This window comes from Streptomyces sp. NPDC058663, from assembly GCF_042716745.1.
In the GTDB taxonomy this organism is placed as follows: Bacteria; Actinomycetota; Actinomycetes; order Streptomycetales; family Streptomycetaceae; genus Streptomyces.
Genome location: NZ_JBHXRV010000014.1, coordinates 121,057 through 144,120, shown reverse-complemented (window position 1 = coordinate 144,120; position 23,064 = coordinate 121,057). Strand labels below are relative to the sequence as shown.

Genomic DNA, 23,064 nt, shown 5'->3' with positions numbered 1-23,064 from the left:
CTGTCACTCCCCTTGGTGGTCGCGCGGCAGGCCGAGGATGCGCTCGGCGACGACGTTGAGCTGGACCTGGGTGGTGCCGCCCGCGATGGTCAGGCAGCGGGACATCAGGAAGCCGTGCACCGCCCGCTCGCCGGGGCCCTCCGCCAGCGCCCCTTGCGGCCCGAGGAGTTCGAGGGCCAGTTCGGCGATCCGCTGCTGGTGCGGGGTCTGGACCAGTTTGCGTACGCTCGCGCCCGCGCCGGCCTCCAGGCCGTCGACCCGCTGGAGGGTGGTGCGCAGCGAGATGCAGGCGAGGGCGTGGGCCTCTGCGACGAGGCTTCCCAGGCGCGCCCGGGTGGCCCCGTCGAGGCCGGCGCACCGGGAGATCAGCGCTTCGAGGCCGGTGTCGAAGGCGACCTGGTCGGCCATGTGGACGCGTTCGTTGCCGAGGGTGTTGCGGGCCACCTGCCAGCCGCCGGTCTCCTCCCCCACCAGGGCGTCCCCGTCCAGCAGCACGTCGTCGAAGAAGACCTCGTTGAAGAGGGAGTCCCCGGTGATCTCCTTGAGCGGGCGGATGTCGATGCCGGGGGTGTTCTTCATGTCGACGACGAAGTAGCCGAGCCCCTGGTGCTTGGTGGGGGCACCGGGGTCGGTGCGGGCGAGCAGGATGCCGTGGTCGGCCCACTGGGCGGCGGACGTCCACACCTTCTGCCCGTTGACGCGCCACCGGCCGTCCCCGGTCTTCTCGGCCCGGGTGCGCAGCGAGGCGAGATCGGACCCCGCTTCCGGCTCGGAAAACAACTGACACCACGTCAGCTCGCCGCTCAGGGTGCGCGGTACGTACCGCTCCTGCTGCTCCTTCGTCCCGTGGGCGACGAGTGAGGGGATCACCCAGGTGGCGATGCCCAGACCGCTCAGCACGACCCCCGCTTCGGACAACTCCCGCTGCACCGCCAGCTGTTGCGCCGGGTCGGCGCCCAGCCCGTAGGGGGCGGGCAGGTGCGGGGCGGCGTAGCCGGTGGGGGCGAGGGCCCGGCGGGCGGCGCCCGGGTCGAGACCGCGGGCCGCTTCGACCGCCTCGCGGGCCCGGGCCCGGTGGGCGTCGGCCTCGGCGGGCAGTTCGGTACGCAGCTCGCGCCGGGCCCCCGCGGCGGCGAGCCGCACCGCCCGCAGCCGGTGGGCGTCCCCGGTGCCGAGCAGCTGACGGGCGACGAGGGCGCGCCGCAGGTGCAGGTGGGCGTCGTGCTCCCAGGTGAAACCGATGCCGCCGAGGATCTGGATGCAGTCCTTGGCGCAGGACCAGGCGGCGTCCAGGGCGGCTCCGGCGGCGAGGGCGGCGGTCAGTCCGCGCACGTCCGGGGCCTCGTCGACGGCCCCGGCGGCGTCCCAGACCAGGGCGCGGGCCTGTTCCACGCGGACGAGCATGTCGGCGCAGAGGTGCTTGACCGCCTGGAACTGCCCGATCGGCCTGCCGAACTGTTCGCGGGTCTTCGCGTGCGCGGTCGCGGTGTCGAGCGCCCAGCCCGCGGTGCCGCAGGCCTCCGCGGCGTACAGGACGGCGGCGATGTCGGTCACCAGGGCCGTCGTGAGGGCGAGTTCGCGTCCGCCGGGGACCCGGACCGCCTCTGCGGTGACCTCGGCGGTGGGGCGGGTGGGGTCGGCGCAGGCGTGCACGCGGACCGTCAGGGCGGCGGCGTCGGCCGCGAGCCACACGGTGCCGTGGGGGGCCTCGGCGGCGAGGAGGACGAGGTCCGCGCCGGGGGTGGCGGCGAGGACGGGCGGGGCGGTTCCGCCGAGCACGTAGCCGCCGCCCTCGGCCGGGACGGCGGTGAGGGTGCCGGGCCCGGTGGCCACGGCGGCGACGGGGTGCCGGGCGGCGAGTGCGGGGAGCCCGCCGCGGTGCAGGAGGCCGGCGGCCAGCACGCTGGGCAGGAAGGCCCCGGGCAGCGCCGCCCGCCCCGTTTCCTCCAGTACGACGGCGAGGTCGAGCAGGGTGCCGTCGCCCGCACCGGGAAGGTGGACGTCCAGCAGGCCCATGGCTGCGGCTCCGTCCCAGTAGCCGGGGCGCCCAGCCGCCGGAGCTTCGCCGTCGAGCAGTTTGCGCACGTCCTGGGGGGATGCCACCCGGCCGGCCCAGCCGCGTACCGCCTCGGCCAGTTCACGGTGTTCGCGTGTGATTCCGATGCCCATGGCCGTGCAGACTAGAACACGTTCCATTCTGACGGAAGGTCAGATACGGGATTGGCCGTGCGGGGCCGCACGGATCGCCGGGACGTGCCCAGCGGGCCCCGGTGTGAGCCCCAGCCCCGCAGCGCGAGCGCGGCACCGCGCGCACCGCCCACCGGCCCGGCCCCCTCCACCTCCAGGCGCGCCCCGCCCGCCCCCTCGTCGGCCCCGTACGGCAGCATGACCCCAGCTCAGCGCTCGTCCCCTCACTCCCAGGAGCCGCCCCATGGCCACCCACCCCGCACCCGCCCCGGCCCCCGAGACCCTCGCCGCCTTCGAGGGTGCGAAGGGGTTCATGCCGCTCGGCGAGGGCCTCGCCCTGTACGCCGCGGCGGTGGAGGCGGCACAGTCCCTGCGCCTGCCGCTGCTCGAAGTAGGCACGTACTGCGGCCGCTCCACGCTCCTCCTGGCGGACGCCGCCCGGCAGGCCGGCGTGACCGCGGTGACGGTCGACCACCACCGCGGCAGCGAGGAGCAGCAGCCGGGCTGGGAGTACCACGACCCGGCGACCGTGGATCCCGAGCTGGGAGTGATGGACACGCTGCCCGCCTTCCGCCGCACCCTGCACCGGGCCGGCCTCGAGGAGCACGTGCTCGCGCTCGTCGGCCGCTCCCCGCAGGCCGCCCGCCTCTGGGGCACCCCGCTCGGCCTGGTCTTCATCGACGGCGGCCACACCGACGAGCACGCGGGCGGCGACTACGAGGGCTGGGCCCCGCACGTGGCGCCCGGGGGGCTTCTCGTGATCCACGACGTGTTCCCCGACCCGGCCGACGGCGGCCAGGCCCCGTACCGCGTGTACCTCCGCGCCCTCGCGTCCGGCGCGTTCACCGAGGTCTCGGTGCGCGACTCGCTGCGCGTACTGCGGCGTACCGGCCCGGGGATCTGACCGGCCCGCATAGCATCGCCCTTGTGTCGTACGACGGTCAGCACCCCCACATGTCCCCGCCCGAGCCGACCCCGCGCCGAAGCCGCGGCAACGCCCTGATCGTGGCCGCCGCCCTGGTGCCCACCGCCCTGGCGGGCTGGCTCATCTGGCAGGCGATGAGCAGCCCGGAGGGGGAACGGCCTTCGCAGGTGCTGCCGCTGCCCAGCGTGTCCACGGCGGCCCCCGCCACCACGGAGCCCCCCGCCCGGGGCCCCGGGCCCGGCACGGGCACCAGCGCGGCCCCCGGCCCGAGCGCCACCCCCGCCAAGTCCCCCTCCGCCACCGTCCCGCGGCCCCCCGGCGGCACAGGGCCCCTCGCCGGCCGCACCGTCGTCGTCGACCCCGGACACAACCCCGGCAATTTCCGCCACACCCGCGAAATCAATCGCCAGGTGAACATCGGAACCAAGCGCAAGGAATGCGACACCACCGGCACGGCGAGCAATGCGGGTTACACCGAGGCGGAATTCACACTCGACGTGTCGCGCCGCCTGAAAGCGATTCTCGAAAAGCAGGGCGCAACCGTCCAATTCACCCAGAACGACGACCGCCCCTTCGGCCCGTGCATCGACGAGCGCGCCCGTATCGGAAACGAGGCGAAGGCGGACGCGGTGATCTCCGTCCATGCGGACGGATCGTCCGCGGGTCACCGCGGCTTCCATGTGATCCTGCCCGCACGGGTGAACTCCGGAGCTGCGGACACCTCTTCGATTGTCGGACCCTCGCGCGACCTGGGGACGCGCATCGTGGGCAACTTCGTACGGGTCACCGGGAACGCCCCCGCCAATTACCTCGGCGACCGGACGGGTCTCGTGGTCCGCGACGATCTCGGCGGGCTCAACCTCTCCACCGTTCCCAAGGTGTTCATCGAGTGCGGCAACATGCGTGATCCGCAGGACATCGCACTGCTGTCGAGTGCCTCCTGGCGGCAGAAGGCGGCCCAGGGCATGGCCGACGGCATCAGCAGCTTCCTGAAGGGGTAGGCCTGGTTCCCGTCAGGCGCCCGCGGGGCCGGCCCGCGTCACGGCCGGACGCACGCCCGGTTACCGTCCGGCAACCATGGGCCGCCCCCGGGGGCCGGACGATACATTCATCCGTACGATGGGGAGCCGCCCCCGAGCTTCGCACCAGTTTTAGTGAGCACTGTTCGCGAGAACCGCTTCGCGAGAACCGCGCACACCGGCGCAGCGACAGCCGCCCCGAAAAGACGACTGATAAAGGACTTTACGTGAACATCCGCTCCCTCACACGAGGTGATGGCGTGGTGATCGGAGCAGCGGTGGTGCTGTTCATCGCCTCGTTCCTCAGCCTGAACGCAGCTCCTGACTGCTCTGGCATCGACTCCCGTTTCTGCCCCCGCGTCACCGTCAACGCCTGGGACACCCTCGGGCTTCTGATGAGCATGTATCTCGCCGGCGTCATCGCCGCCGCGCTGATCGTGGTGGCGCGCTCGCTTCCGGCGCCGCGCAAGGTCGCGGGCATCGAGATCGGGCAGTTCGGCGTGGCCCTGGCGGTCTTCGTGGCCTGGACCGCGTTCTGGACGATCATCGACGCGGGCAGTGCGGGTGCCGGCCTGATCCTCGGGCTCATCGGGGCCCTGGTGCTCGCCGCGGGTGCGGTCGCATCCCCGCTTGTTCCGGCCCTCAAGGCGCCGCTGATGGGCGCCCCGAAGCCGGCCGCTCCGTACGGCGCGCAGCCGGGTCAGCCGGGTGCCGGTTACGGCTACCCGGGCGGCCCGCAGCAGCAGTCGTACGGCGGCCAGCCCGCCCCCGGCGGCTACGGCTACCCGAGCGGTGCCACCCAGGAACCGCAGGCCGCCGCCCCGGCTCAGGCCGCGGGCCAGCCGGCCCAGGGCGCCCAGGGCGCCCCGGCCGCCGACGCGTCCGGCTTCGCCCCGTTCTGGTTCGCGGTGCCGGTGGCCCGTCCGCTGTACCCGGAGGACGGCGCGCCCACCCCGATCGCCGAACTGGCGCCCGGCACCTGGTACCTGGCGGTGGACCAGCGCGGTCCCGGCCTGGTCGCCCAGACCCAGGACGGCCGTCGCGGCCTGCTCCAGGACACCACGGGGATCCAGCGCGGCTGACGGCTTCCCGCGCCTGCCCGGCGCACCCCGCGGCCCCCGCCTCCTTGCGAGGCGGGGGCCGCGGCCTTGTCCGGGCCCGCCCGGCACCCGTACAGTCGGCTGACCTGACGGATCGTCAGATTACTGTGCTGCGTCAACGAGGGGGCCCGGTATGCGACTTGGACTCGCGCTCGGCTACTGGGGGCGCGGCCCCGACCCAGGGAGCCTCGCCCTCGTCCAGGAGGCGGAGCGGCTCGGCTACCACTCGGTGTGGACGTCCGAGGCCTGGGGCTCCGACGCCTTCACCCCGCTGACCTGGTACGCGGCCCACACCAGCCGCCTCCGCCTCGGCACCGCGATCGCCCAGATGGCGGCCCGTACGCCGACCGCCACGGCCATGCACGCGCTGACCCTGGACCACCTGTCCGGCGGCCGGATGATGCTCGGGCTCGGCCTCTCGGGGCCGCAGGTGGTGGAGGGCTGGTACGGGCGGCCCTTCCCGCGCAGCCCGCTGACCGCGACCCGGGAGTACGTGGACGTGGTGCGCCAGGTGCTCCGCCGCGAGGGGCCCGTAGAGCTGGCCGGGCGCTTCCACCCGCACCCGTACCGGGGCACGGAGGGCGCCGGCACCGGCAAGCCGCTGAAGCCGATCGTCCATCCCCTGCGCGCGGACCTGCCCGTGCTGCTCGGCGCGGAGGGTCCCAAGAACATCGCCCAGACCACCCGCATCGCGGACGGCTGGCTGCCGCTCTACTGGTCGCCGACGCGCGCGGACGTCTACCGGCTCACCGACGTGCCGAAGGGCTTCATGGTCGCGCCGATGGCGCGCGCCCACGTCTGCGACGACGTGGCCGAGGGGCTGCTGCCGGTGAAGGCGATGCTCGGCTTCTACATCGGCGGCATGGGGCACGCGGCGAAGAACTTCCACGCCGACCTGATGGCACGGATGGGATACGAGGCCGAGGCCCGCCGCATCCAGGAGCTGTTCCTCGCCGGGCGCAAGCAGGAGGCGGTGCTGGCGGTACCGGACGCCTTCGCCGACGAGATCTCCCTGGTGGGCCCGCGCGCCCGGATCGCGGAACGCCTGGAGCTGTGGCGCACGGGCCCGGTGACGGACCTGCTGGTCACCGCCCCGGACCCGCACACCCTGCGTGTCCTGGCCGAGCTCAACTCCTAGACGCACGCAGGGACTTCACTGCCCGCTGCGTCAGTCGAAGGGACCTCACTGCCGCCGCATCAGCCGAAGGTGATCAGTCCCAGCCACTGGTCGAGCAGCTCCCGGTCTCCCAGCACCTCCACCTTTCCCGCGTCCGGCGACTGACGCCGGTAGAACACCTGGAGCAGGTCGGTGAGCGGACCGCGCAGGGCCACCGCGGCCTTCTCGTGGCCGCGCCGCCACGCGATCTCCTTGCCGGTGAAGTCGATGATCCACTCGGCGTTCAGCTCCGGGGAGGTGTCGGTGGCGTGGAAGTGGACGGTGCGCCCCTCGCCGAAGAGTTCGCGCAGTCGGGGACGCTGCTGAAGGGTCTGCGGAAGCGCACCGATCCACATCCACTCGTCGATGGCGTCGGCGGCGACCTCGGGGTCCACCTCGTACCCGGCACCGGTGGCCAGGGCGGCGTCCGCGCGGTGCACCACCGTCTCGTGGGTCATCCGGCGCGCCCAGAACGCGGTCGGGCGGTCGGCGGGCGCCCAGGTCCACACCTGCACGTCCGGTCCCGCCTCGCGCAGCGCGGCGGCGCACCTCTCGGCTCCCTCGGCCAGCCAGTCGTCGAGGGCCGCCGCGTCGTCGGTTCCGGGTCCTTCGCCGTGCGGCACGTCCACGGGCGGTATCGCCTCCTGGGACCGCTTCGACACGGTCTCGTGCACCCAGCGGTGCGCCCAGCCGGTGTGCAGCAGAAGGTCGCGCACCGTCCAGTCGGGACAGGTGGGCACCCGCGTCCCGAGGTCCGCGCCGGCCACCGCCGCACGCATGCGGGCGGCCTCCTCGATGATCTGATCGCAGTAACGGTCGTGGTCAAGAAGAGTCATGGGCCGCACCCTAGACGGGCGGGCGCCACCCGCCAATCGCTTAAGTGCCGCTCGGCACCAGGCCGTTGAACTGAGCCGTCCGGTCAGCCGGAGGCTGCACGGGGAGCTGGGGCGCGCTCCGCACGGGCGGCTGGGCGGGGAGCTGGGCCGGGGAGCCGCCCTTGGCCAGTTCGCCCGCCGAGGGGACCTTGTCGGTGACCTCCGCGCCCGCGTCCTTGCCGGCGTCCTTGACCCCGCCGATGACCTTCTCGAAGAGTCCGATCTCGCTGACGCCGATGGTGCCCGCGGCCAGCTTCGTCCCCATGCCCTTGAGCGACTCGATGCCCTGGGACAGCGGGGCGACCGCCTTGGAGAGGAGCTCGTCGCCCTTGGCGTTGTTCACCGCGGCCTTCAGCCTGTTGTACGTGAAGGCGCCCGCGAGACCGGCCTTGACGAGGGCGAACTTCCTGCCGTCCGCCCCCTTCTGGAACTTGCCCGCCTTGTACGGCTTCACGATCCACTGGTACGTGGCCCCGGCGGCCAGCGACGCGTTGGCGACGAACCGGGTCTTGGCGAGCCGCTGCTTCTCGGCGGTCGGCGACACGCTGCCTGTCGGTGTCGCGTTCGCCGCGGTGGCCGCGCTGCCCTTGTCCTCGTCGTTGCAGGCCGCCAGCGGCATCAGCAGCGCGCACGTCAGCGGCACCGCGACGAGCGCGCGGCGGGCAGGGGTGGCGGTGAGGGTACGGGGCACAGCGGGCCTCCCGGGGCCTGAGCGACATCGGTACGTCCCCGCAGCGTCGCCCGCACCCCCCTCTCCCACCACCAGGGCGGGGCCATCCGGGTTTGACGCCCGTCGAACCGGCAACATGTTCGGCATGTCCACACGAACCCGCACCGGAAATCCCGCGGCCACCCTGATAGCCGTCGTCGCGGACATCGCCGCTCTCATCCTCGGCCTGTGGATCCTGTTCTATCTGCTGGACGCCAACCACGGGAACGCCCTGGTGGGGTTCATCAAGGACGCCGCACGCTTCCTGGCCGGGTGGTCCTACAACCTGTTCTCCTTCAAGGAGGAGTGGGCGCGGGTGGTGGCGGGCTACGGTCTGCCGGCCGTGGTCTACCTCTTCGTCGGGCACACCCTCGCGGGCGCGGCGCGCCGCCGCTGACGCGGCACACCCCTTCCCGAGTACCTCTTGAGCCCGCCTACCCCATGAGCCCGTGCACCCCTTGAGGTGCCGGGGCCCGGACGGCTCCGACGGCCCGTGCCCGGGTGCTCAGCAGCAGTCCGGGTCCAGGCCCAGGGGCAGGCGTTCGCCGCTGAAGACCGCGCAGGTGGCCTCCTCGCCGCCGAGCGCGGCCACCGCGAGGAGCAGCGAGCCGGCCGTCCAGGTGGTGAGCTCCTGCGGCCAGATGGCCCGGTCCTCGAAGACGTAACCCGTCCAGTACATGCCGCTGCCGTCGTCGGCCCGCAGGTGCTGGACGGACTGGAGGATCTCCAGCGCCCGGTCCGACTCGCCCATCACCCACAGGGCCAGGGCGAGTTCGCAGCTCTCGCCGCCGGTCACCCACGGGTTGGGAAGGACGCAGCGCACGCCCAGGCCCGGGACGACGAAGGCGTCCCAGCCGGACTCGACGCGCTCCTTGGCGGCGGGCCCGGTGAGGGCTCCGGTGAGGATCGGGTAGTACCAGTCCATCGAATAGCGGGACTTGTCCAGGAACCGCTCCGGGTGCTTCTGGATCGCGTGCCGCAGGGCGCCGACCGCCAACTCCCAGTCGGGCTGCGGCTCTTCGCGCTGCTCGGCGATGGCAAGTGCGCAGCGCAGGGCCTGGTGGACGGACGAACTCCCGGTCAGCAGTGCGTCGGTGACGGGCGTGCCGTCGTCCTCGCGCTTCCAGCCGATCTGCCCGCCGCTCTGCTGGAGGGCGAGCACGAACTCGACGGCCGCGTAGACCGCGGGCCACATCCGGTCGATGAACGCGTCGTCGCCGGTGGCCAGGTAGTGGTGCCAGACGCCGACCGCTATGTACGCGCAGAAGTTGCTCTCGCGGGCGCGGTCGGTGGGGCGGGCGTGGTCGCCGTCGTCGTACGCGGCGTACCAGGAGCCGTCCGGGTTCTGGTGCCGGGCCAGCCAGTCGTACGCCCGGGCCGCCGCCTCGTGCTCGCCCGCCGCGTCCAGCGCCATCGCGGCCTCGGTGTGGTCCCAGGGGTCGAGGTGGTGGCCGCGGAACCACGGGATGGCGCCGTCCTCGCGCTGTCCGGCGAGGATGCCCGCGACGGTCTCGACGGCCTGTTCCGCCGTCAGGACGCCGGGCAGGACCAGGTGTTCGGTGTAGCCGGGGCTCGTCACTTGGCGTCCGCCCCGGGCGCGGTGCCGGCGGCGGGGGCCACGGCGGGGGCAGGCAGGTGCGGCTTGGTGGCGTACGCGACGAAGCTCTTGCCGATCACCGGGTTGAGCGCCTGCTCGGCGACCTTGGTGAGCAGCGGCTTCTTCATGATGTCCCAGACCAGGAGCTTGTGGTACGCCTTGACCGGCAGGGCCTGGTCGTTGTCCACGCCGAACGCGCACTTGAGCCACCAGTACGGCGAGTGCAGGGCGTGCGCGTGGTGGGTGCCGTAGGGCTTGAGCCCGGCTTCCCGCATCCGGCCCAGGAGTTCGTCGGCCTTGTAGATGCGGATGTGCCCGCCCTCGACCTCGTGGTAGGCGTCCGAGAGCGTCCAGCAGACCTTCTCGGGCCCGTAGCGCGGCACGGTCACCGCGATCCGGCCGCCGGGCCGCAGGACGCGGACCATCTCGGCGAGCACGCCCTTGTCGTCCGGGATGTGCTCCATGACCTCGGAGATGATCACGACGTCGAACGAGGCGTCCGGGAAGGGGAGGTTCAGCGCGTCGCCCTCCATGGCGGTGGCGGTCGCGCCCTCGGGGGCCTCCCCCGCCTCCTTCATCGCGGCGAACCACTTGGCGACCTCGCGGATCTCCTCGCCGTTCTGGTCCAGGGCCACCACCTGGGCACCGCGCCGGTAGCACTCGAAGGCGTGCCGTCCGGCGCCGCAGCCCAGGTCGAGGACGCGGTCGCCCGGGGCGAGCGGGAAGCGGGAAAAGTCCACGGTCAGCACGGGGGCTCAGCTTTCATCCGGCGGTGGGGTGGTTCGGTCACGTCTGGTGGGGGCCGTGTCGGGCGGCTCCCGGCGGGGCGGGTGCGGCGGGGCGGGTGCGGCGGCTACGCCCTGGCGGAGCCCGCCCGCGCGGCGGCCTGCGTCGCGATCGCCTCCCGGTAGCGCTCGGCGGTGCCGATGGCGGCCTGCTGCCAGGTGAATCTGGCGAGCACCCTGGCGCGTCCCGCGGCGCCGAGCCGGGTGCGCAGGTCCGCGTCGCCGAGCAGCCGCGCGAGCTGTCCGGCGAGCGCGTCGGCGTCACCGGGCGGCACGGCGAGGCAGGTCTCCCCGTCGGGGCCCGCGACCTCCGGGATGGCGCCACCGGTGGTGGCGACGAGCGGGGTGCCGGTGGCCATGGCCTCGGCGGCGGGCAGCGAGAACCCCTCGTACAGCGACGGCACGCAGGCGATCTGCGCGCCCCGTACGAGATCGACCAGCTCCTGGTCGGTGATGCCCTTGACGAACTCGATGGCGTGGCCGAGCCCGTACCGCTCGATGGCGCGCGCGACGGGGCCGTCCTCGGCGCGTTTGCCGACCACGACGAGGTGTGCCTCGGGGCGCTCCGCGCGCAGCTTGGCGAGCGCCTCGACGAGGTGGACCAGGCCCTTGAGCGGGACGTCGGCGCTGGAGGTGGTGACGATCCGGCCGGGGATCTCGGGGACTGCGGGGTCCGGCGACCACAGCTGGGTGTCGGCCCCGATGTGCACGACGTGGACGCGGTCGCGGCGTACACCGAGGTGCTCGACGATCTCCGCCTGCGAGGACCCGGAGACGGTGAGCACCGAGGGCAGCTTGCGGGCGACCCGCTTCTGCATGCGGGTGAACCCGTACCAGCGGCGTACCGAGAGCTGCTTCAGCCGGGTGGTGGCGGCGTCGAGGTCGAGCTGCCTGTCCACGGTGATGGGGTGGTGAATCGTCGTCACGAGCGGGGCGCCGAGGTCGCCGAGCAGCCCGTACCCGAGGGTCTGGTTGTCGTGCACGACGTCGAACTCGCCGCGCCTGGCGGCCAGATGGCGCTTCGCGCGCAGCGAGAAGGTCAGCGGCTCGGGGAATCCGCCGGTACGCATCGTGGCGAACTCGACGGCGTCGATCCAGTCCCGGTACTCGCTCCACCCGGGGTTGCGGAAGGGGTCGGGGCTCCGGTACAGGTCCAGGCTCGGCAGTTCGGTGAGCGGCACGCCCTCGTCGAGCACCGGGTAGGGCTGCGCGCCGAGCACCTCGACGCGGTGCCCGAGGCGGGCGAGCTCGCGGGAGAGATGGCGGACGTAGACGCCCTGGCCGCCGCAGAACGGGTTGCCCTTGTACGAAAGGAGCGCGATGCGCAGCGGGTGGTCCCCGGCGCTCGTGGCGTCTGCCACGCTCTTGGCGTCCCCTGCGCGGGGGCCCGCCTGTATGGCCTCAGCGGTCACTCTCGGCCCCCTTCTTGACGCACGTCCGCCGGAGCGTAGCCGCTGGCGCTAATCTAGAACAAGTTCCAGAGTTGATCGAACACAGAGCTTTGAATCTACCGGCACCGGGCGGCGGCGTAAGGTCCGGATCAGGTGATTCGCGCCACGGCTCACGAGCGGGCGCAAGCAGCGGGACGCCGCGGCCGTACGCGGCAGGGACACGGGCGCGTGGAGCGCACGGGGCGCACAGGGAACACGGGGACAGCATGAGAGCGGAAGCCAGAACGGCGGGCGGCGGCGCCACCGGGGCCGAGCGGGCCACCGTGCCCCGGTCCGCGGGGCCCGAACGGGGGTCCGGGAGCGCGCGGGGGTCCGGCGGCGGGTCCGGGGACGGGTCGGGGCCCGAACGGGGGTCCGGTGGCGGGTCCGGGTCCGAGCGTGGGTCCGGTGGTGGGCGTGGTGCCCGTTCCGTGCGGGGCGCCGGTGGTCCCGGCCCCGGCGCGGTGGCCGGCACCCCTGCCCTGACTGAGCGCCAGGAGGCCCGCCGGCGCCGCATCCTGCACGCCAGCGCACAGTTGGCCAGCCGGGGCGGCTTCGACGCGGTCCAGATGCGCGAGGTGGCGGAGGAGGCGGGCGTCGCGCTCGGCACCCTCTACCGCTACTTCCCCTCCAAGGTGCACCTGCTGGTCGCCACCATGCAGGACCAGCTCCAGCACATGCACCTCACCCTGCGCAAGCGCCCTCCGGCGGCCACCTCCTCCTCGGAGCGCGTCGCGGAAACCCTCATGCGGGCCTTCCGTGCCCTCCAGCGCGAGCCGAACCTCGCCGACGCCATGGTCCGTGCCCTGACCTTCGCGGACCGCTCGGTCAGCCCGGAGGTCGACACGGTGTCCCGCCAGACCACCGCGATCATCCTGGACGCGATGGGCCTGTCCGACCCCCAGGACCGCCCCACCCCGGAGCAGCTCTCCGCCGTCCGCGTCATCGAGCACACCTGGCACTCGGCCCTGATCACCTGGCTCTCCGGCCGTGCGTCGATCGCCCAGGTCAAGATCGACATCGAGACGGTGTGCAGGCTGATCGACGTGACGTCGGCGGAGAAGCAGGGGCAGTAGGCCGGGGCAGGGGGCGCCGCACCGGCCACTCCTCCTGCCCCTGCGTGGTGGGGGCGTCCGCGCCCCGACCCCCGCCCGCCCCTCACTCCTCGGGCGGGAACACCGGCTCCCCCGTGTCGTGCAGCGCGATGGTGATCGCCTCGACCGGACAGCCCTCCGCAGCGGCCAATACGTCCTCGTCCGCGTCGGTGTCCGGGTTCACCGAGTGGGACTGGCGCGCGGTGTCCAGCCGGAAGGACCGCCCGGCGGTGTGCACGCACATGCCGGAGCCGATGCAGAGGCCCCGGTCGACCTCGACGTGCCAGCGGTCGCCCATCAGGCGCCCTCCCCCGGGGCCTCGTACCCGGCGGGCAGGTGGATCATCTTGTGCTCCAGGTACTCGCCGTAGCCCTCGGGGCCGAACTCACGGCCGAGACCGGAGTTCTTGTAGCCGCCGAACGGCCCCATCATGTCCATGCTGAAGGTGTTGACCGAGTAGGTGCCGGTCCTCACCCGGCGGGCGACCTCGACGCCGCGCTCCACGTCCGCCGTCCAGACGCTGCCGCTCAGTCCGTACTCGGAGTCGTTGGCGATGCGGAGCGCCTCCGCCTCGTCCTCGTACGGCAGGAGGCAGATCACCGGGCCGAAGATCTCCTCGCGGGCCACCCGCATGGAGTTGTCGACGCCGCCGAAGAGGGTGGGCTCGACGTACCAGCCCCGGTCCTGGGAGGCCGGGCGGCCGCCGCCCGCCAGGATCTTGGCGCCCTCCTCCTGGCCGATGCGGATGTAGTCCAGGGAGCGCTGCTGCTGGCGCCGTGCGACCAGCGGGCCGACCTCGGTGGCGGGGTCCATCGGGTCGCCGACCCGGAGCGCGCCTGCCGCCGCGGCGAAGGCCTCCGCGAACTCGTCGTAGCGGGAGCGCGGGGCCAGGATGCGCGACTGGGCCACGCACGCCTGGCCATTGATCATCCACGCGAAGGGGACGATGCCGGCGACGGTCGTCGCCAGGTCGGCGTCGGGGAGGATCACGGCCGCCGACTTGCCGCCGAGTTCGAGGGTGACGCGGGTGAGGTTGCGGGAGGCCACCTCCATCACGCGCCTGCCCGCGGCGACCGATCCGGTGAAGGACACCTTGTCGACGTCCGGGTGCCCGACCAGGTACTCGCTCACCTCGCGCTCGGCGGGAAGGATGGACAGGACTCCCTCGGGAAGCCCCGCCTCCGCGCAGATCTCGCCGAGGATGTAGCCGTCGAGCGGGGTCTCCGGGGAGGTCTTCAGGACGGCGGTGCAGCCGCTGAGGAGGGCCGGGGCCAGCTTGGCGGCGGCCGTGAACTGCGGGACGTTCCAGGGGACGACCGCCGCGACGACCCCGACCGGCTCGCGCCGTACGAGCAGGTTGCCGAGGATACCGGTGCGGCGCGTCTCCACCGGGAACTCCTGCGCCACCTTGAGGGTCGCCTCCCACACCATCATCGCGGCGAGCGCCTGCATCATCACGCTCGCGGTGTACGGGGTGCCGTTCTGGGCGGTGATGACGCGGGCGATCTCCTCGTGGCGTACCGCGATCGCGTCCTTGATGCGGGTGACGACGGCGATCCGCTCGGCCAGCGGCATCCGGGGCCAGGGCCCCTCGTCGAACGCGCGCCTGGCGGCCGCGACCGCCCGGTCCACATCCGCCTCGCTCGCGTGCGGGACCCGGCCGATGACCTGCTCGGTGTGCGGGGAGACCACCTCGATGACGTGCGGCCCCGCGGTGGCCGCCCCGTCCGGACGGGAGCCGGGCAGGGGGTCCACCAGCCTTCCGCCGATGAAGAGCTGTTGGTGTTCGACGAGTTCGGTCATGACTGTCGCCTCCCGCAAGTCCGGCCCGGTGCACTCTCGCTGACGGATAGTCAGCCACCGCTCTCCCCCGAACTGATACCAGTTCTAGTTCGTCCGGGGAAGGGCCGTGACGCGGCCGGCCAGCAGGAGGGGGGTGAAGGCCAGCAGGAAGCACAGGCCGCCCAGCGGGAGGAGGTCGAGACTGACGGCCATGCAGACCGTCCCCGCCAGCAGGGTGCCCGCCATCAGGATCCGGGTGCGGGCGGAGGCGGCGACCAGGGCGGCCAGGACGATCAGGCCGAGGAAGAAGAGCGGGGGAACGACGCCGTAGACCACGGGCTCGACCCCCGGGACCGCCTTGACCTGCCGGAAGATCTCGCGCATCGCGGGCCGGTCCGCCGCCGCGAGGCCCGCGACCAGGTCGATCACCGCCTGCGCGGCGGTCGCGACGAGTCCGGCGCCCGCCGCCACCAGGGCCACCGAGGCCGCCCGGCGTCTCGAAGGGGGCGCCGCGCGGTGCAGGTGCCGCAGGACGGGAAGGAAGAGGAGCACCCCGGTCAGCATGGCGAGATGCCCGAGCGTCCAGCCGAGGCCCGGCGTGCCCCGTTCACTGAGCAGCCGGATGCCGCCGTACGCGAGGAGCGCGAGGGGGCCCGCGACGAACGCGAAACGGGTGAGACCCGCGGGGGGCACGAGGGGGGTGGCCCTGGCCTGCGGGGGATTCGGAGTGCGCGGGGCGGCCGGAGCGTGCGGGGGATTCGGGGTGCTCGGGGTGCTCGGGGTGCTCCTCGCGTGCGAGGGATTCGGGGTGCTCGGGGCGTGCGGGGTGTGCGGGGTGTTCGCCGTGTGGGTCATGACCCGATCTTGTCCGCGTACAGCCGGCGGGCCATCGGGGACAACCACGGCCCGACCCCGACAACGACCCGGAGACGCCTGGGGGTTGAGGCCGCCACTTCCCGCACCTCGTACTGGAACTCGTTCTAGTTATAGTGAGCGCGAGGCATGTCCCGCACCACTCGCGACAGTTGGGGGAGCCATGACACAGGTGACCGAGCACGGCGGCGGTGTCTGGAGCATCAAGGTCCCCATCCCCGACAACCCCCTCGGCCACACCCTGGTGCACCTCCTGGACACCGACCGCGGCCCCGTCCTGATCGACACCGGCTGGGACGACCCCGCCTCCTGGGACACCCTCGTCGCGGGGCTCGCCGCGCTCGGCGTCGCGGCCGGGGACATCCACGGCGTGGTCATCACCCATCACCACCCCGACCACCACGGGCTCTCCGGGCAGGTGCGGGAAGCCTCCGGGGCCTGGATCGCGATGCACGCCGCCGACGCCGAGGTGGTCCGCCGCACCCGCGGCACCGAACCGGGCGCCTGGCTCGACTACCTGACCGCCAAACTGGCCGCGGCCGGAGCCCCCGACGGCCACCTCGCCCCGCTCCGCTCCGCCCGCACATCCGGGCGGACGAGCACCCTGCCGGGGCTGCGGGCCGCGCTCCCGGACCGCGGGATCGAGCCCGGTGAACTGCTGCCGCTCGCGGGCCGCACGCTGCGCGCCGTCTGGACCCCGGGGCACACGCCCGGCCATGTGTGCCTGCACCTGGAGGAGGAGCACCCGGCCGGCCTGCCCGGCAACGGCCGTCTCTTCTCCGGCGACCACCTGCTCCCCGGGATCACCCCGCACATCGGTCTGTACGAGGACCCCGACGACACCGCCGCGGCCGGCTCCCGCCCCCGGCCGGGCGACGGGGACCCGCTCGGCGACTATCTGGCCTCGCTGGAGCGCGTCGCACGGCTGGGCGCCGCCGAGGTCCTCCCCGCCCACCAGCACGCCTTCACCACCCCGCGCGAGCGCGTCGGGGAACTCCTCGCGCACCACGAAGAACGCCTCGCGGGACTGCGCGCCCTGCTCGCCACCCCGCTGACCCCCTGGCAGCTCGCGGAGCGCATGGAGTGGAACAGGCCCTGGGAACAGATCCCGTACGGCTCCCGCAACATCGCGGTCTCGGAGGCCGAGGCCCACCTGCGCCGACTGGTGAAGGTGGGCCACGCGGAGGCGGTGCCCGGCAGCGAACCGGTGACGTACACGGCGGTGTGAGGGACACCCGCGCCACGCGCCGGGCGGACTACGGGCCGGTAGAGTGTGCGAGTCGTCATCATGCCCGTACGGGAGAAGCCGGTGCGAATCCGGCACTGACCCGCAACCGTGATTCCCGCCGCGCGAGCACCTTCGCCGCGGTGTGAAGAGTCGGAACACCCGGCCCGCATGACTGGCACGGCACCGTCGAGGTAGAGGTATACGGGGCCGGTGCCGCGGTGCCTGCTGAAGGGGTCCGTGCCCGGCCGCCCTTCAGGAGAGGCACCACCGACATGACCCTTCGCCGCAGCGCCGCAGCGCTCGCCGCCGCCGCCGTCCTCGGTACGGTGGCCGCTCCGGCCGCCTCCGCCGCTCCGGCCCCGACGCCGGTGGCAATCCCCTCCGGGTTGTACGGCAAGGGCGACCCGACGTACGACGGTGTCTTCCGGCAGTCCCTCGCCCTGCTCGCGCAGCGGACCGTCGGAGTGCGGCCCGCCACGAAGGCGGTGGACTGGCTGGTGGGCCAGCAGTGCGACAACGGCGGCTTCCCCGCCTTCCGGGCCGACGCGAGCAAGGCCTGCGACGCGAAGGTGATGGTCGACACCAACGCGACGGCCGCCGCCGTACAGGCGCTGGGCGCCCTCGGCGGGCAGGACGCCGCCGTGCGAAAGGCGGTGGACTGGCTGAAGTCCGTCCAGAACAAGGACGGCGGCTGGCCCTACTCGCCAGGCACGCCGAGCGACGCCAACTCCACCTCGATCGTGATCGGTGCCCTGCTCTCGGCCGGCCTGAAGCCCAAGGACGCCATGGCCAAGGACGGGAAGTCGCCCGTCCAGACGCTGCTGACGTTCCAGGCGGACTGCGAGGGCAAGCCCGACGACCAGGGCGCCTTCGCCTTCCAGGCCGACAAGGCCGGAAAGCTGTACCCCAACGCGGACGCGACCGCCGCCGTGGTGACCGCGGCGGCGGACAAGTCCATGGTCGTCGCCCCGGGGAAGGCCAACGAGGAGCTCAAGCCCGCTGCCGACTGCGCGGCGGGCATGACCTCCCCGGAGGCCGCGGCCGACGGCGGCTCGGCCTACCTCTCCGGACTGCTGGACAAGAACGGCCAGCACCTGATGTCGGCGATGCCGGGCGCCGAGGACAAGCCCGACTTCGGCAACACCGCGGACGCCGCGGTGGCGCTGGCCGCCGCCGGCCACCGGGACGCCGCCGTCAAGCCCGCCGAGTGGCTGGCCAAGAACGCGGCCTCTTGGGCCCAGCAGACCGGGCCCGCCGCGTACGCCCAGCTGATCTTCGCCGCGCACGCCACCGGCATGGACCCGCGCTCCTTCGGCGGCACCGACCTGGTCGCGCAGCTGAACGCGACCGGCCCCGCCCCGCAGGCGGCCCAGGGCGCCGGCGACGCGAAGAAGGACGGCGCACAGAGGGACGAGGCGCAGAAGGACGACGGCGGCGGCTCGTCCGCCACCTGGTGGATCGTCGGCATCGCCTTCGTGGCGAGCATGGGCGCGGGCTTCCTGATCAGCGGCCGCAACAAGAAGAACCAGCAGCTGTGAGCCGCCCCGCCCCCGCGGGCCCCGCCGCCCTCGGCTCCTTCCCCGCCGTCTGCGCGGCACTGCTGCTCACGGTGGCAGTGGTGCTGGGGGCGCTGCTGGGCGCGGGCCCGGCCGCCGCGGACCCGGCCTCCGGCTACCGGTACTGGTCCTTCTGGGAGCGCGACGGCTCGACGTGGACGTACGCGACCCAGGGCGCGGCCACCACCCGGCCTGCCGACGGCTCCGTACAGGGATTCCGGTTCTCGGTGAGCCGGGACTCGCAGGATGCCGCCAAGCCGCGCGGGGAGGCCCGCTTCGAGGCAGTCTGCGCGAAGACGCCGGCCAAGGAGGGCAGCAAGCGCATCGCCCTCGTACTCGACTTCGGCACCCCCGCGGACGCCCCGGGCGGTGAGACGCCTCCCGCGCAGCGCAGCGTGTGCGCGCAGGTGGGCGAGGACGCGACGAGTGCCGAGGCACTCGCCGCGGTGGCGAAGCCGCTGCGCTACGACAGTTCCGCGCTGCTCTGCGCCATCGCCGGCTACCCGGGGTCCGGCTGCGCGGACCCGGTGTCGGGCAGTGCCTCGCAGGCTGCGGAGCCGACCGCGCCTGCTCCCCCCACTTCCCCTTCCGTTTCCGCGTCCGACGACGGGGGCGAGGGTCCGTCCGCGGGTGTCCTCGTCGGTCTCGCCGCCGTGCTGGCGCTCGGCGCCGCCGCCGTGTGGCAGGCACGCCGCCGCAGGGGATGAGCCGCAGGAGTGAGCCGTCCGGCAGCGGATCCCCCCGCCGCGACGGCGTGAGCGGCGGCGGGGGCGGCGGGACCGGCCACCGAGGCGGGACCGGCGGCGGCCGTGCGGGCAGGACGGCGGCCGGCTCGCTGCGGGCTCCGGCCGCCCGCCGCAGCAACGCCCTGCACGCCGGAGCCTGGTGGCTGTGGGCGCTGGGGCTCGCCGCCGCCGCTTCCCGCACCACCAACCCGCTGCTGCTCGGGCTCCTCGTCGCGGTGGCCGGGTACGTGGTCGCCGCGCGGCGCACGGACGCGCCGTGGGCGCGGTCGTACGGAGCGTTCGTCAAGCTGGGCCTGATGGTGCTGGTGATCCGGCTGGTGTTCTCGGTGCTCCTGGGGTCGCCGATTCCGGGACAGCACGTGCTCTTCACTCTGCCGGAAGTACCGCTTCCGCACTGGGCGCAGGGGGTGCGGATCGGCGGGCGGGTGACCGCGGAGCAGCTCGTCTTCGCCCTGTACGACGGCCTCAAACTGGCCACGCTCCTCATCTGCGTGGGCGCGGCGAACGCGCTCGCCAACCCGGCCCGGCTGCTCAAGTCGCTGCCCGGCGCGCTGTACGAGGCGGGCGTGGCGGTCGTCGTCGCGATGACCTTCGCCCCGAACATGGTCGCCGACGTCGCCCGCCTGCGCACCGCCCGGCGCCTGCGCGGGCGACCCACCGGCGGGGTAAAGGCGCTGGTCCAGATCGGCCTGCCGGTGCTGGAGGGGGCGCTGGAGCGGTCGGTGGCGCTGGCCGCCTCGATGGACGCCCGCGGGTACGGGCGCACCGCCCAGGTCCCGCCCCGGGTCCGCCGTCTGACGACGGTGCTGACCCTCGGCGGGCTGCTGGGCGTCTGCGCCGGGGCGTACGGGCTGCTCGCCGCACAGGGCGCCGGATACGGGCTGCCGGTGCTGCTGATCGGGCTTGCCGCCGCGATGGCCGGGCTGCGTCTCGGCGGGCGGCGCAGTGTGCGCACCCGGTACCGGCCGGACCGGTGGGGGGTGCGCGCCTGGCTGGTGGCCGGGTCGGGGACGGTGGTGGCCGCGTCGATGATCTGGGCCGCCGCGTACGACCCGCAGGCGCTGCACCCGGGGGTGCTGCCGCTGGTGGCACCGCAGTTCCCGTTGTGGCCGGCGCTGGCGGCCCTGGTGGGGCTGCTGCCCGCGTTCGTGGCCCCCGTACCGCCGCCTCTTCCCGCGCCCTCCGCCGCTGCGGTGCCATCCGCCGCTTCCGTACCGCCCGCCGTCAGAGGAAAGCTCAAGTGATCCGGTTCGAGAACGTCTCCGTGCGGTACGAGGGTGCGGCCGCGCCCGTGCTCCAGGGGGTCGATCTGACCGTGCCCGAGGGCGAGCTGGTGCTCCTCGTCGGCCCGTCCGGGGTCGGCAAGTCGACCCTGCTCGGGGCGGTGTCCGGACTGGTGCCCCACTTCACCGGGGGCGTGCTGAGCGGCCGGGTCACCGTCGATGGACGCGACACCCGTACCCACAAGCCACGCGAACTGGCCGACCTGGTCGGCACCGTGGGCCAGGACCCGCTGTCGCACTTCGTCACCGACACCGTCGAGGACGAACTGGCCTACGGCATGGAGTCGCTGGGCGTCGCCCCCGACGTGATGCGGCGCCGCGTCGAGGAGACCCTGGATCTGCTCGGGCTCGCCGATCTGCGCGACCGTCCGATCGCCACCCTGTCGGGCGGGCAGCAGCAACGCGTGGCCATCGGGTCCGTGCTGACCAGCCACCCCAAGGTCCTGGTGCTGGACGAGCCGACGTCCGCCCTGGACCCGGCGGCGGCCGAGGAGGTCCTGGCAGTGCTGCAGCGCCTGGTGCACGATCTGGGCACCACCGTGCTGATGGCCGAGCACCGCCTGGAGCGGGTCGTGCAGTACGCGGATCAAGTGGTCCTCCTGCCCGGTCCGGGGCTCGCCCCCGTGCAGGGTGAACCCGCCGATGTGATGGCCCTGTCCCCCGTCCACCCGCCGGTGGTGGGCCTGGGACGGCTGGCCGGCTGGTCGCCTCTGCCGCTGTCGGTACGGGACGCCCGCCGCAGGGCAGCCGGGCTGCGGACCGCTCTCGCGGACCGCCGTCCCGCCCCCGTCGCGGACCCGCCCGCGGCTCCTCCCGTCGCCGAGACCGACGAGCTGGTACTGCGCCGGGGCCGGGTCGAAGCGCTGCGCGGAGTGTCCCTGGCGGTGCGCCCCGGTGAGACCGTGGCCCTCATGGGCCGCAACGGAGCGGGGAAGTCGACCCTGCTGAACGCCCTGGTCGGCATGCACCCGCCCACCTCCGGCCGGGTCCTGGTGACCGGGAGGTCCCCGGCGAGGACCTCGCCGCGCGAGATGGTGCGCCGGGTGGGACTCGTACCGCAGGAGCCGCGCGATCTGCTGTACGCGGACACGGTCGGCGCCGAGTGCGCGGCGGCCGACCACGACGCGGGTGCCGAACCGGGCACCTGCCGGGCGCTGGTGAGCGCCCTGCTGCCCGGTGTACCGGATTCGACTCATCCGCGGGACCTCTCGGAGGGGCAGCGGCTGGCGCTCGCGCTGGCCCTGGTCCTGACCGGGAAGCCGCCGCTGCTGCTGCTGGACGAGCCGACCCGCGGTCTGGACTACGCGGCCAAGGCCCGGCTGGTTGGCATCCTGCGCACGCTGGCGGCGGACGGCCACGCGATCGTGCTGGCCACCCACGATGTGGAGCTGGCCGCGGAACTCGCGCACCGGGTGGTGATCCTCGCGGACGGTGAGGTGGTCGCGGACGGTCCGACAGCCGAGGTGGTGGTGTCCTCGCCGTCCTTCGCCCCCCAGGTGGCGAAGATCCTCGCCCCGCAGGAGTGGCTGACCGTGTCGCAGGTACGGGACGCCCTCGGCGGCCCGTCGGGCGGGGACACTGCGTCCGACGATGCGGCGCCCGGGGACCCGGCGTCCGGCGGCACAGCATGAGGGGCAGGGGTGCGGTACGGGGTGCGGGGGGTGCCGGGCGGAACTCCGGCCGATCCGTCCGTCCCGGTGCGGCCCGCCCGGGTGTGGCCCGCTCGCCTGCGGCCCGCCCGGTGCGACTCGGGGCCCGGTCCGTCGCCGCGCTCGTGCTGGTCAGCGTCGTCGGAGTGATCGCCTTCGGCTGGCCGCTGCTCGCGGACTCCGCCGCCGGGCTCGCCCATTCCAAGGACGCTCCCTGGCTGTTCGCCGCACTGCTGCCGCTGCTGGTCGCGGTGGTGGTGGCGACGATCTCCGACACGGGTCTCGACGCCAAGGCCGTCGCGATGCTCGGGGTGCTGGCCGCGGTCGGCGCGGCGCTGCGGCCGCTCGGGGCGGGGACGGCCGGCCTGGAGCCGATGTTCTTCCTGATGGTGCTGAGCGGGCGGGTACTGGGGCCCGGCTTCGGTTTCGTCCTCGGGTCGGTCACGATCTTCGCCTCCGCTCTGCTCACCGGTGGGGTGGGGCCGTGGATGCCGTTCCAGATGCTGGCCATGGGCTGGTTCACGATGGGGGCCGGTCTGCTGCCCGGTGCGGAGCGGCTGCGCGGACGCGCCGAACTGGCGGTGCTCGGCCTGTACGGCGCCGCCGCGGCCTTCTTCTACGGCACGGTGATGAACCTCCAGGGCTGGACCTACATCGGTGGGCTCTCCACCGGTGTCTCCTTCGTACCGGGCGATCCGGTCCACGAGAACCTCGTCCGCTTCCTCGCGTACTGCCTGGCCACCTCGGTCGGCTGGGACCTCGGCCGGGCCGTCCTGACGGTCGTGCTGACGCTGACGGCCGGGCCCGCCCTGCTGAAGGCGCTGCGCCGGACCACCCGCCGCGCCGCCTTCGAGGCCCCGGTGGTCTTCGAAGCGCCGGCCTCCTTGGCGGCCCCGTCCGACCGCGAGCCGCCTCGGGGCCCGGAGGCACCGCAACCGGGCCCCGGAGCACCGCCGAATCCGCGTCCCCTGCCGTAACCGTCCGGCTCCGCTCCGTGTGCCTCGGGTCCCTGCGGTGTGAACCGAGCCATAGGACCTTGGTCCTTCACTATCTGGGGTAGTAGCTCAGAG

At 73.6% G+C, this 23,064-nt stretch carries 20 protein-coding genes, 1 pseudogene and 1 riboswitch; of the genes and pseudogenes, 12 read left to right on the top strand and 9 right to left on the bottom strand.

Translation table 11 applies throughout. The features are described 5' to 3' along the window. Positions 1 to 3: 3 nt before the first annotated feature. Positions 4 to 2,169 carry an acyl-CoA dehydrogenase gene (locus ACFWVV_RS13250; RefSeq protein ID WP_384358370.1) on the bottom strand — a complete coding sequence of 722 codons (2,166 nt, stop codon included), beginning with the start codon at positions 2,167 to 2,169 and terminating at the stop codon, positions 4 to 6. A gap of 262 nt (positions 2,170 to 2,431) precedes the next feature. Between ACFWVV_RS13250 and ACFWVV_RS13245 the strand changes: the two genes are divergently transcribed. From ACFWVV_RS13245 to ACFWVV_RS13230, 4 genes are all read left to right on the top strand, one after another. Then, on the top strand, positions 2,432 to 3,091 hold the full coding sequence (locus ACFWVV_RS13245) for a class I SAM-dependent methyltransferase (protein WP_384358368.1): 660 nt from the start codon (positions 2,432 to 2,434) through the stop codon (positions 3,089 to 3,091). Positions 3,092 to 3,114: 23 nt separating this feature from the next. Beyond that, positions 3,115 to 4,113 carry an N-acetylmuramoyl-L-alanine amidase gene (locus tag ACFWVV_RS13240; protein ID WP_384358366.1) on the top strand — a complete coding sequence of 333 codons (999 nt, stop codon included), beginning with the start codon at positions 3,115 to 3,117 and terminating at the stop codon, positions 4,111 to 4,113. 245 nt (positions 4,114 to 4,358) lie between these two features. Then, a complete protein-coding gene (locus ACFWVV_RS13235; protein WP_384358364.1) occupies positions 4,359 to 5,213 on the top strand; it encodes a hypothetical protein in 855 nt (284 codons plus the stop codon). A 151-nt stretch (positions 5,214 to 5,364) separates the two neighbouring features. Next, positions 5,365 to 6,369 carry an LLM class F420-dependent oxidoreductase gene (locus tag ACFWVV_RS13230; protein ID WP_384356129.1) on the top strand — a complete coding sequence of 335 codons (1,005 nt, stop codon included), beginning with the start codon at positions 5,365 to 5,367 and terminating at the stop codon, positions 6,367 to 6,369. 59 nt (positions 6,370 to 6,428) lie between these two features. On the opposite strand, the gene ACFWVV_RS13225 is transcribed toward ACFWVV_RS13230, so the two are convergent. Together ACFWVV_RS13225 and ACFWVV_RS13220 are read right to left on the bottom strand one after the other, a co-directional pair. After that, on the bottom strand, positions 6,429 to 7,223 hold the full coding sequence (locus ACFWVV_RS13225) for a maleylpyruvate isomerase family mycothiol-dependent enzyme (RefSeq protein WP_384356131.1): 795 nt from the start codon (positions 7,221 to 7,223) through the stop codon (positions 6,429 to 6,431). 166 nt (positions 7,224 to 7,389) lie between these two features. Beyond that, positions 7,390 to 7,953, bottom strand: a pseudogene (locus tag ACFWVV_RS13220) (hypothetical protein); the annotation flags it as partial. 124 nt (positions 7,954 to 8,077) lie between these two features. Between ACFWVV_RS13220 and ACFWVV_RS13215 the strand changes: the two are divergent. Continuing rightward, positions 8,078 to 8,368 carry a hypothetical protein gene (locus tag ACFWVV_RS13215; protein WP_384356133.1) on the top strand — a complete coding sequence of 97 codons (291 nt, stop codon included), beginning with the start codon at positions 8,078 to 8,080 and terminating at the stop codon, positions 8,366 to 8,368. Positions 8,369 to 8,476: 108 nt separating this feature from the next. On the opposite strand, the gene ACFWVV_RS13210 is transcribed toward ACFWVV_RS13215, so the two are convergent. The 3 genes from ACFWVV_RS13210 to ACFWVV_RS13200 all read right to left on the bottom strand — a co-directional run bounded on the left by ACFWVV_RS13210 (position 8,477) and on the right by ACFWVV_RS13200 (position 11,765). Beyond that, positions 8,477 to 9,550, bottom strand: a complete 1,074-nt coding sequence (locus ACFWVV_RS13210) for a prenyltransferase (RefSeq protein WP_384356135.1) — start codon at positions 9,548 to 9,550, stop codon at positions 8,477 to 8,479. Next, positions 9,547 to 10,317, bottom strand: coding sequence for a methyltransferase domain-containing protein (locus tag ACFWVV_RS13205; RefSeq protein WP_384356137.1), 771 nt, complete (start codon positions 10,315 to 10,317; stop codon positions 9,547 to 9,549). Before ACFWVV_RS13205 ends, ACFWVV_RS13210 begins: the two co-directional genes overlap by 4 nt. Before the next feature lie 104 nt (positions 10,318 to 10,421). Beyond that, complete coding sequence (locus ACFWVV_RS13200; protein WP_384356139.1) at positions 10,422 to 11,765, bottom strand: glycosyltransferase family 4 protein; 1,344 nt, start codon at positions 11,763 to 11,765, stop codon at positions 10,422 to 10,424. A gap of 449 nt (positions 11,766 to 12,214) precedes the next feature. On the opposite strand from ACFWVV_RS13200, the gene ACFWVV_RS13195 reads away from it, so the two are divergent. Next, positions 12,215 to 12,859, top strand: a complete 645-nt coding sequence (locus tag ACFWVV_RS13195) for a TetR family transcriptional regulator (RefSeq protein WP_384356141.1) — start codon at positions 12,215 to 12,217, stop codon at positions 12,857 to 12,859. A gap of 82 nt (positions 12,860 to 12,941) precedes the next feature. Here ACFWVV_RS13195 and ACFWVV_RS13190 read toward each other — a convergent pair whose 3' ends face one another. The 3 genes from ACFWVV_RS13190 to ACFWVV_RS13180 form a co-directional block, all read right to left on the bottom strand. Next, the gene (locus ACFWVV_RS13190) at positions 12,942 to 13,175 is read right to left on the bottom strand and encodes a ferredoxin (protein WP_384356143.1); all 234 of its coding nucleotides are present in this window, start codon (positions 13,173 to 13,175) and stop codon (positions 12,942 to 12,944) included. Next, on the bottom strand, positions 13,175 to 14,680 hold the full coding sequence (locus ACFWVV_RS13185; RefSeq protein WP_384356145.1) for an aldehyde dehydrogenase: 1,506 nt from the start codon (positions 14,678 to 14,680) through the stop codon (positions 13,175 to 13,177). The genes ACFWVV_RS13190 and ACFWVV_RS13185 overlap by 1 nt, the downstream gene beginning before the upstream one ends. 84 nt (positions 14,681 to 14,764) lie before the next feature. After that, positions 14,765 to 15,514, bottom strand: a complete 750-nt coding sequence (locus ACFWVV_RS13180; protein WP_384356147.1) for a hypothetical protein — start codon at positions 15,512 to 15,514, stop codon at positions 14,765 to 14,767. A 181-nt stretch (positions 15,515 to 15,695) separates the two neighbouring features. Between ACFWVV_RS13180 and ACFWVV_RS13175 the strand changes: the two genes are divergently transcribed. The 6 genes from ACFWVV_RS13175 (at position 15,696) to ACFWVV_RS13150 (ending at position 22,971) form a co-directional block, all read left to right on the top strand. Continuing rightward, positions 15,696 to 16,760: an MBL fold metallo-hydrolase gene (locus ACFWVV_RS13175; RefSeq protein ID WP_384356149.1), complete on the top strand. Its 1,065-nt coding sequence runs from the start codon at positions 15,696 to 15,698 to the stop codon at positions 16,758 to 16,760. Between the two features lie 32 nt (positions 16,761 to 16,792). Then, a riboswitch (cobalamin riboswitch) is annotated at positions 16,793 to 16,943 on the top strand. Between the two features lie 89 nt (positions 16,944 to 17,032). Continuing rightward, positions 17,033 to 18,298 carry a prenyltransferase/squalene oxidase repeat-containing protein gene (locus tag ACFWVV_RS13170; protein WP_384356151.1) on the top strand — a complete coding sequence of 422 codons (1,266 nt, stop codon included), beginning with the start codon at positions 17,033 to 17,035 and terminating at the stop codon, positions 18,296 to 18,298. After that, a complete protein-coding gene (locus tag ACFWVV_RS13165; RefSeq protein WP_384356153.1) occupies positions 18,295 to 19,023 on the top strand; it encodes an SCO2322 family protein in 729 nt (242 codons plus the stop codon). The genes ACFWVV_RS13170 and ACFWVV_RS13165 overlap by 4 nt, the downstream gene beginning before the upstream one ends. Beyond that, positions 19,020 to 20,306 (top strand): energy-coupling factor transporter transmembrane protein EcfT, encoded by a 1,287-nt coding sequence (locus tag ACFWVV_RS13160; protein WP_384356155.1) that lies wholly within the window; start codon positions 19,020 to 19,022, stop codon positions 20,304 to 20,306. Before ACFWVV_RS13165 ends, ACFWVV_RS13160 begins: the two co-directional genes overlap by 4 nt. Next, a complete protein-coding gene (locus tag ACFWVV_RS13155) occupies positions 20,303 to 21,976 on the top strand; it encodes an ABC transporter ATP-binding protein (protein WP_384356157.1) in 1,674 nt (557 codons plus the stop codon). Before ACFWVV_RS13160 ends, ACFWVV_RS13155 begins: the two co-directional genes overlap by 4 nt. After that, positions 21,973 to 22,971, top strand: a complete 999-nt coding sequence (locus ACFWVV_RS13150) for an ECF transporter S component (RefSeq protein WP_384356159.1) — start codon at positions 21,973 to 21,975, stop codon at positions 22,969 to 22,971. The genes ACFWVV_RS13155 and ACFWVV_RS13150 overlap by 4 nt, the downstream gene beginning before the upstream one ends. Positions 22,972 to 23,064: the final 93 nt, after the last annotated feature.